Here is a 7,547-nt window from a genome sequence, read left to right on the forward strand (position 1 = left end):
ACTAGATCAGCTTGGCGATGGCACCGGCCGTATCCAGCATGCGGTTGGAGAAGCCCCATTCATTGTCGTACCAGCTCATCACGCGGACCAGCTTCTTGTCGATCACCTTGGTCTCGCCGAGATCGACGGTGGAGCTGTTCGGGCAATGGTTGAAGTCGATGGAGACCAGCTTCTCGGTGTTGGTCGCCAGGATGCCCTTCAGCTTGCCGTCGGCGGCGGCGCTGATCGCCTTGTTCACTTCCTCGACGGTCGTCTCGCGCTTGGCGATGAACTTGAAGTCGATGACCGAGACATTGGCGGTCGGCACGCGGATCGAGGTGCCGTCCAGCTTGCCGGCCAGCTCCGGCAGCACCAGGCCGACGGCCTTGGCCGCACCGGTCGAGGTCGGGATCATCGACATCGCCGCGGCGCGGGCGCGGTGCAGGTCCTTGTGCAGCGTATCGACCGTGTTCTGGTCGCCGGTATAGGCATGCACCGTGGTCATGAAGCCGGACTCGACGCCGATCGCCTCATGCATCACCGCCGCGACCGGGGCCAGGCAGTTGGTGGTGCAAGACGCGTTGGAGACGATGACATGGTCCTTGGTCAGCTTGCCGTGGTTCACGCCATAAACGACCGTGATGTCGGCACCGGTGGCCGGGGCGGAGATCAGCACCCGCTTGGCGCCGGCCGTCAGGTGCATCGAGGCCTTCTCCTTGTCGGTGAAGATGCCGGTGCACTCGAAGGCGATATCGACGCCGAGGTCCTTCCACGGCAGCTTCGAGGGGTCGCGCTCGGCGGTCACCTTGATCTTGCCGGTGCCGAGATCCATCCAGTCCTCGCCGGTGGTCACGGTGCCGGGGAAGCGGCCATGCACCGAATCGTAGCGCAGGAGATGCGCATTCGCTTCGACCGGGCCCAGATCGTTGATCGCCACGACCTGCAGGTCCTTGCGGCCGCTTTCATGCAGGGCGCGAAGCACCAGGCGGCCGATGCGCCCGAAACCGTTGATTGCCACACGAGTAGCCATTTATTCCTCCAAAACGCGAACGGGTAGGGGTTCGTCTTCTAGATACGGGCTTTCGCCGCTGCGACAACCGCTTCCGCGGTAATGCCGAAATGCTTGTACAGCTGGGGTGCCGGCGCGGAGGCGCCAAAGCCGGTCATGCCGATAAAGCAACCCTTCTCGCCCAGATAACGTTCCCAGCCGAAGCCGATGGCGGCCTCGACCGCGATGCGCGGGCCATCGCCCAGTACCTGCTTGCGGTAGGCCTCATCCTGCTGGTCGAACAACTCGCAGCACGGCATGGAGACCACGGCGGCAGCGATGCCGTCGGCCTTCAGCGCGTCGCGGGCGGCCAGCGCGATCTCCACTTCGGAGCCGGTGGCGATCAGTGTCACCTGGCGCTTGCCCTCAGCCTCGGCCAGCACATAGCCGCCCTTGGCCGACAGGTTCTCGGCGGTGTGCGTGGTGCGCACGGTCGGCAGGCCCTGGCGGGTCAGGCTGATGACCGAGGGCGTGCCCTCGCTCTGCAGCGCGATCTGCCAGCACTCGGCGGTCTCCACCGTGTCGGCTGGACGGAACACATAGAGGTTCGGCATGGCGCGCAGCGCGGCCAGATGCTCGACCGGCTGATGCGTCGGGCCGTCCTCGCCCAGGCCGATGGAATCATGCGTCATGATGTAGATGACGCGCAGCCCCATCAGCGCCGACAGGCGGATCGCCGGGCGGCAATAGTCGGTGAACACCATGAAGGTGCCGCCGAACGGGATCACGCCGCCATGCAGCGCCAGGCCGTTCATCGCCGCGGCCATGCCATGCTCGCGGATGCCGTAATGGATATAGCTGCCGGCATAGTCGCCGGCCTTGATGATGGCAGCTTCCTTGGCCTTGGTGTTGTTGGAGCCGGTCAGGTCGGCGGAGCCGCCGATCAGCTCCGGCAGCACCGGGGCCAGCGCGTCGATCACATGCTGCGAGGACATGCGGGTCGCGACCTTCGGCTTCTGCTCGGCGGTCTGCTTCTTGAAGGCCTCCACCGCCTGCTCGAAGCCGGCCGGCAGGCGCCCGGCAAGCACGCGCTCCAGCTCCTCGCGCTTCTCGCTGCCCAGCTCGTCCACGCGCTCCTGCCAGCCCTGGCGGGCGGCGGCACCCTGCTGTCCGATGGCACGCCAGGCGGTCAGGATGTCCTCGGGAATCTCGAAGGGCGGATGGTTCCAGCCCAGCGCCGCGCGCGTGCCCTCGATCTCCTCCGCGCCCAGCGGCGAGCCATGGGTGGAAGCGCTGCCCTGCTTCTTCGGTGCGCCATAGCCGATGATCGTCTTGCAGGCGATCAGCGACGGCGTGTCGGTCTTGCGTGCCTGGGCGATGGCGGCTTCGATGGCGGCCGGGTCGTGGCCGTCAATGGCCTGCACGTCCCAGCCGGCGGCCTTGAAGCGGCCCTGCTGGTCCTCCGAGGTGGTCAGGCTGGTCGGCCCGTCGATGGAAATGCCGTTATCGTCGAACAGCACGATCAGCTTGCCGAGCTTCAGATGCCCCGCCAGGGTGATTGCCTCCTGGCTGATGCCCTCCATCAGGCAGCCATCGCCGGCGATGACATAGGTGTAGTGATCGACGATGGGGTCGCCGAAGCGGGCATTCAGGATGCGCTCGCCCAGCGCGAAGCCGACCGCGGTGGCGATGCCCTGGCCCAGCGGGCCGGTGGTCGTCTCGATGCCCGGCGCATGGCCATATTCGGGGTGGCCGGCGGTGATGCTGCCGAGCTGGCGGAAATTCTTCACCTGCTCGATCGTCATCTCCGGATAGCCGGTGAGATAGAGCAGGCTGTAGAGCAGCATGGAGCCGTGGCCGGCCGACAGCACGAAGCGGTCGCGGTCCGGCCAGCGCGGGTCGGCGGCGTCGAATTTCAGGAATTTCGAGTACAGCACCGTCGCCACATCGGCCATGCCCATCGGCATGCCGGGATGGCCGGACTTTGCCGCCTCGACGGCATCCATCGACAGGGCGCGGATGGCGTTGGCCATCTGCTTGTGGGGAACGGACTGGCTGGTCTGTGCGGTCATGGCGTGGTCGCAGGCTCGAAGGTACGAAAAAACGCCGCGCCCCGGCGCGTCCGAGGGCGATCTGGTCGGGCGCGTGGAACATGCCGCCGGGCGGCCCCTCCGTCAACCCGGCAAAGCGCAGGGCAGGGTATCGCACGCCTTATTTATTAGCGGTTTCGATTCCGGCTTCCGGGCGCCCGTTTCGGGGCGCCGGCGGCCCTCCGGTTGACGGGTGCCGTGGCGCGTGCCTATCTTGCGCAAGCTAATTTGGCAGGAACTCTGGCAGGAATCGCCCATCATCATGAAGGAAGCGCCGACCCTGGATATGGTACTGGAGCGGTTGGCCCAGGCCGTGGCGCGGCTGGAATCGGCCCTGGCGCGGCGCGGCGGGACCGCGCTGTCGGCCGAGGCGGGTGAGGGATCGGCGGAACTGCAGCGCGCGCTGGACGATGCGCGGGCGGAGTATGCCAAGCTTTCCGAGGTGACGGGGCTGGTCTCGCAGCGGCTGGACCGCACCATCAACCGGCTGAAACTGGTTCTGGAGAAATAGGCGTGGCGTCTGTCGAGGTCTCCATCAATGGCCGGTTCTACCGCATCGCCTGCGAGGACGGGCAGGAACAGCGGCTGATCCGCCTTGCCGGGTCGGTGGACGAGAAGGTCTCCTCCCTGGTCGAGCAGGTCGGGCAGGTCGGCGATACAAGGCTGCTGGTCATGGCCAGCCTGCTGATCGCCGACGAGCTGGACGACGCCAAGCAGGGCAGCGTCAATGGCGGCGGAAACGGCGCGGCAGCAGCGGCTCCAGCGCAGAACCAGGCAACCATCGCGGCACTCTCTGCCCTGGCCGAACGCATTGAGCATATTGCCGACGGGCTTGAGAACGCCTAGATACTGAGGCGGGCGCCTGCTGCGCGGTGCGATATGGTCGCTTATGTCCCCGGGCCCAATGCTCATCTCCAGGGAACTGCCTCTGTCGGAGCCGTGGCTCCATTATGCGGTACCCACCTGCGTTGCAGGGCTAGGAGGACGAGCAAATGACCGACGGCCGAGGCGGCGGCGCCCACCTTTCTTCCATCCGGCCATGCTGAATACGGACGCGGATATCGCGGCGGTGAAGGCCGTGGAACGCGCAGCGGCGAAGCGCCGCCGGGCGGCGGCACATGCGGCCCATCCCGATGCCGGGGCGCGGATCGCCGCCAATCTGTTGAGCACGGTATCGCTACCGGAAGCAGCCATTATCTCCGGCTATTGTGCGATGGGGGACGAGGCCGACCCGCTGCCATCCCTGCTGGCGCTGGCGGCGGGCGGGCATGATCTGTGTCTGCCGGTGACGCCGAAGCGCGGCCTGCCATTGTCCTTCCGGCTGTGGCGGCCGGGTGACGCGCTGGAGCGCGGCGTGTGGGACATTCCCGTGCCGCCGGCCACGGCGCCTGATGCCGAACCCGGCGTGCTGCTGGTGCCGCTGCTGGCCTTCGACCGGAAAGGCTATCGTCTGGGCTATGGCGGCGGCTATTACGACCGCACGCTGGCAATGTTGAAGGAAAAAGGACCGGTGCTGGCCATCGGCATCGCCTATGCCGCGCAGGAGGTCGAAAGTGTGCCGCGCGAGGCGACCGACCAGCGGCTCGACTGGATCGTGACCGAGGATTCGGCGATCCGGACCGACGAATAGAACTGGAAAGAGAGTAGAGATGCGTTTGCTGTTTCTGGGCGATGTGGTGGGCCGGCCCGGCCGGGATGCCATCGCCGCCCATCTGCCGGGCCTGAAGCGCGACCTGAAGCTGGATTTCGTCGTCATCAATGGCGAGAACGCGGCCGGCGGGTTCGGCATCACCCAGAAAATCTGCGAGGAATTCTACGCGCTGGGCGCCGATGTGGTGACCACCGGCAACCATGCCTGGGACCAGCGCGAGGCGCTGTCCTACATCACCACCGATCCGCGCCTGCTGCGCCCGGCCAATTACCCGCCGGGTACGCCGGGCAAGGGCGCGCATGTCTATCAGACCCAGGCCGGCAAGAAGGTGCTGGTGGTGAATGTGATGGGACGTCTGTTCATGGACCCGCTGGACGATCCGTTCCAGGCGGTGGCGCGGGAACTGGCGCGCAATGTGCTGGGCGGCGGTGTGCAGGCGGCGATCATCGATGTGCATGCCGAGGCGACCAGCGAGAAGATGGCGATGGGCCATTTCTGCGATGGCCGCGTCTCGCTGGTGGTCGGCACGCACAGCCATGTGCCGACGGCGGATGCGCAGCTGCTGCCGGGCGGCACCGCCTACCAGACCGATGCTGGCATGTGCGGCGACTATGACAGCGTGATCGGAATGAAGAAGGAGACCGCGGTCGCCCGTTTCGTGCGCAAGCTGCCGGGCGAGCGGCTGGAGCCGGGATCGGGCGAGGGTACGCTGTGCGGCGTGTTCGTCGAGACCGACGACCGGAGCGGGCTTGCGAAAAGCGTCCAGCCGGTGCGGATGGGCGGTCGGCTGGCCCCGGCGCTGCCGGTACTTTAACTCGGCTTAGCGCGGCTTAAGGGCGATCCGGGCCAGCCCGTCCACGACCTGCTTTGCCGTATCGTCGCCCTCACCGCGCAGGCGCTGGTTGATGACGACCTTCAGCGCGTCGATATGCAGCTTCACGATGGGCAGCTCCAGCGCCTCCGGCGATTTCAGCGCGGTCAGGTGCTTGCACAATATATCGCCGATCTGGGTGACCAGCGGAAAGCCGAAGCTGCCACCCTCGCCGCGCATGTCATGGGCGATCTCGAACATGTCGTGCAGCGCCTCGGCGCGCTCGGCGCCCTGCGCCCGGTCATAGGCGACCATCAGCCGCGTCAAATTGGTCTGGGCGTGGCCGGTATAGTCGGTCCTGTCCTGTACCTTCTTCGCGGCGGTTTCCGCCTTGCGCAGCACATCGCCGCCCAGCGGCTTCTTGCTGCCGACCATTTCGCGCAGCTTGTTCCTGGGCTGGATGACCTCGTGGGTCTTGCCCCCCGGCCTGTCTCCGCTCATCACGCCGCCCCACCTCGTTTACGCTTCTTGCAAAAAATTTTAGGGGCTTTCGATCGATTTGGCGATAGCCGAAGCGCGGAATGCGGCACGCGGTTCTGTCTGGGGGATACGCAGATTGGTCAGCGCTTCTGTCGTGAATCTGTTGTCATTCAATATAACAACTTGTAGGCTGCAGCCATTGCTTCTCATCTCCCTGACTTGGCCGCCCGTTCCCACGGGCGGCCTTTTTCTTTCGCGCTACGCAAAAAGACCCTTGATGCATTGAGGGGTAAGGTATAGTTTTCGGCTATGCCTAGAACCTCGATGCATAGACAGAGCGGGGAGACCCGTCCGTCCACCGATTACACCAGCCCGGAATACTGGAACGGGCTGATCAAGATGGGCCTGTCCAAATTCTTCATCCTCTGCGTGCTCTACAAGCAGCCGCTGCATGGCTACGAGATCGCCAAGCGGGTGGAGAGCGTAACGCGCGGCTGCTGTACGCCGGGCGAGGGGACGATCTATCCGGTGCTGCGGGATTTCGAGGCGGGCGGCTATGTCACCGTCGAGACGGAGATGGTGCAGGGGCGGGAGCGCAAGGTCTATGCGCTGACCGATCTCGGGCGCGAGGCCTTCCGGGTCGCGGTCGGCTCCTGGATGGGCGTGACACGCTGCCTGCAGGAAAGCCACGAGATGCTGGTGCGCGATGCGACGGCCGAGACGCAGGGAAGCTGCCGGCCGTAAAAAATTTTGCCTGTGATACATTGCCCTTCGATGTATGGAGATCGACATGTCAAATCTGGGTATTGACTCCTCCCTGCCGGTCGTGGTGATCGGCGCCGGCCCTGTTAGCCTTGCTGCTGCCGCCCGCCTTGTCGAGCGCGGCCTGCCCTTCCTGGTGCTGGAGGCAGGTCCGGTGGTGGGTGACAGCGTGCGGCGCTGGCGCCATGTGCGCATGTTCTCGCCCTGGCGGTTCAACATTGACCGCTCGGCGCGGGCGCTTCTGCAGGAATCGGGCTGGACGCCGCCGCCGCAGGACGATCTGCCGACCGGTGGCGATCTGGTAACGCAGTATCTGGAGCCGCTGGCGGCGCTGCCGCAGATCGCCCCCTTCCTGCGCTTCGGCGCGCGGGTCGTGTCGGTCGGTCGCGAGGCGCTGGACAAGGCGGTGACGGCGGGCCGGGAAGAAACCCCCTTCGCGGTGGAGGTCGCGCTGGCGGATGGCCGGCGGGAGACCGTCCGGGCCCGTGCGGTGATCGATGCCAGCGGTACCTGGACCGCGCCGAACCCGATGGGGGCGGGCGGTTATCCTGCGGCCGGAGAGCAGCAGTTCGCCGACCGCATCGCCTATGGCATTCCGGATGTGAAGGGCCAGGACAGGGTGCGCTATGCCGGCCGGCGGGTGCTGGTGGTCGGTGGCGGGCACTCCGCGATCAATGTGCTGCTCGACCTGCTGACGCTGAAAGAGGCCGTGCCGGAAACCGCGATCTTGTGGGCGGTCCGCCGGGCCGATCCGCAGCGGCTGTTCGGCGGCGGTGCCGCCTATGC

The 7,547-nt window shown here is 66.1% G+C and carries 9 protein-coding genes; 6 read left to right on the forward strand and 3 right to left on the reverse strand.

Annotated features, from left to right (window positions below):
- Position 1 precedes the first annotated feature (1 nt).
- A complete protein-coding gene (gene gap, locus P24_RS06400) occupies positions 2-1,009 on the reverse strand; it encodes a type I glyceraldehyde-3-phosphate dehydrogenase (protein WP_008943881.1) in 1,008 nt (335 codons plus the stop codon).
- A gap of 38 nt (positions 1,010-1,047) precedes the next feature.
- On the reverse strand, positions 1,048-3,039 hold the full coding sequence (tkt, locus tag P24_RS06405) for a transketolase (RefSeq protein ID WP_008943882.1): 1,992 nt from the start codon (positions 3,037-3,039) through the stop codon (positions 1,048-1,050).
- A gap of 232 nt (positions 3,040-3,271) precedes the next feature.
- Between tkt and P24_RS06410 the strand changes: the two genes are divergently transcribed.
- The 4 genes from P24_RS06410 to P24_RS06425 all read left to right on the forward strand — a co-directional run bounded on the left by P24_RS06410 (position 3,272) and on the right by P24_RS06425 (position 5,522).
- Entirely contained in the window at positions 3,272-3,568 is a 297-nt protein-coding gene (locus P24_RS06410; RefSeq protein WP_147431126.1) for a hypothetical protein, read from the forward strand.
- Positions 3,569-3,570: 2 nt separating this feature from the next.
- A complete protein-coding gene (locus P24_RS06415; protein ID WP_008943884.1) occupies positions 3,571-3,903 on the forward strand; it encodes a cell division protein ZapA in 333 nt (110 codons plus the stop codon).
- A gap of 193 nt (positions 3,904-4,096) precedes the next feature.
- Positions 4,097-4,687 carry a 5-formyltetrahydrofolate cyclo-ligase gene (locus P24_RS06420; RefSeq protein WP_008943885.1) on the forward strand — a complete coding sequence of 197 codons (591 nt, stop codon included), beginning with the start codon at positions 4,097-4,099 and terminating at the stop codon, positions 4,685-4,687.
- Positions 4,688-4,706: 19 nt separating this feature from the next.
- Positions 4,707-5,522, forward strand: coding sequence for a TIGR00282 family metallophosphoesterase (locus tag P24_RS06425; protein WP_008943886.1), 816 nt, complete (start codon positions 4,707-4,709; stop codon positions 5,520-5,522).
- 6 nt (positions 5,523-5,528) lie between these two features.
- Here P24_RS06425 and P24_RS06430 read toward each other — a convergent pair whose 3' ends face one another.
- Positions 5,529-6,020, reverse strand: coding sequence for an Hpt domain-containing protein (locus tag P24_RS06430; protein ID WP_008943887.1), 492 nt, complete (start codon positions 6,018-6,020; stop codon positions 5,529-5,531).
- Positions 6,021-6,323: 303 nt separating this feature from the next.
- On the opposite strand from P24_RS06430, the gene P24_RS06435 reads away from it, so the two are divergent.
- Positions 6,324-6,743: a PadR family transcriptional regulator gene (locus P24_RS06435; protein ID WP_237740168.1), complete on the forward strand. Its 420-nt coding sequence runs from the start codon at positions 6,324-6,326 to the stop codon at positions 6,741-6,743.
- A gap of 46 nt (positions 6,744-6,789) precedes the next feature.
- A partial coding sequence (locus P24_RS06440) for an NAD(P)-binding domain-containing protein (RefSeq protein ID WP_040706825.1) occupies positions 6,790-7,547 on the forward strand: 758 nt, incomplete at its 3' end.

The sequence above is a fragment of the Oceanibaculum indicum P24 genome, assembly GCF_000299935.1.
Classification (GTDB): Bacteria; Pseudomonadota; Alphaproteobacteria; order Oceanibaculales; family Oceanibaculaceae; genus Oceanibaculum; species Oceanibaculum indicum.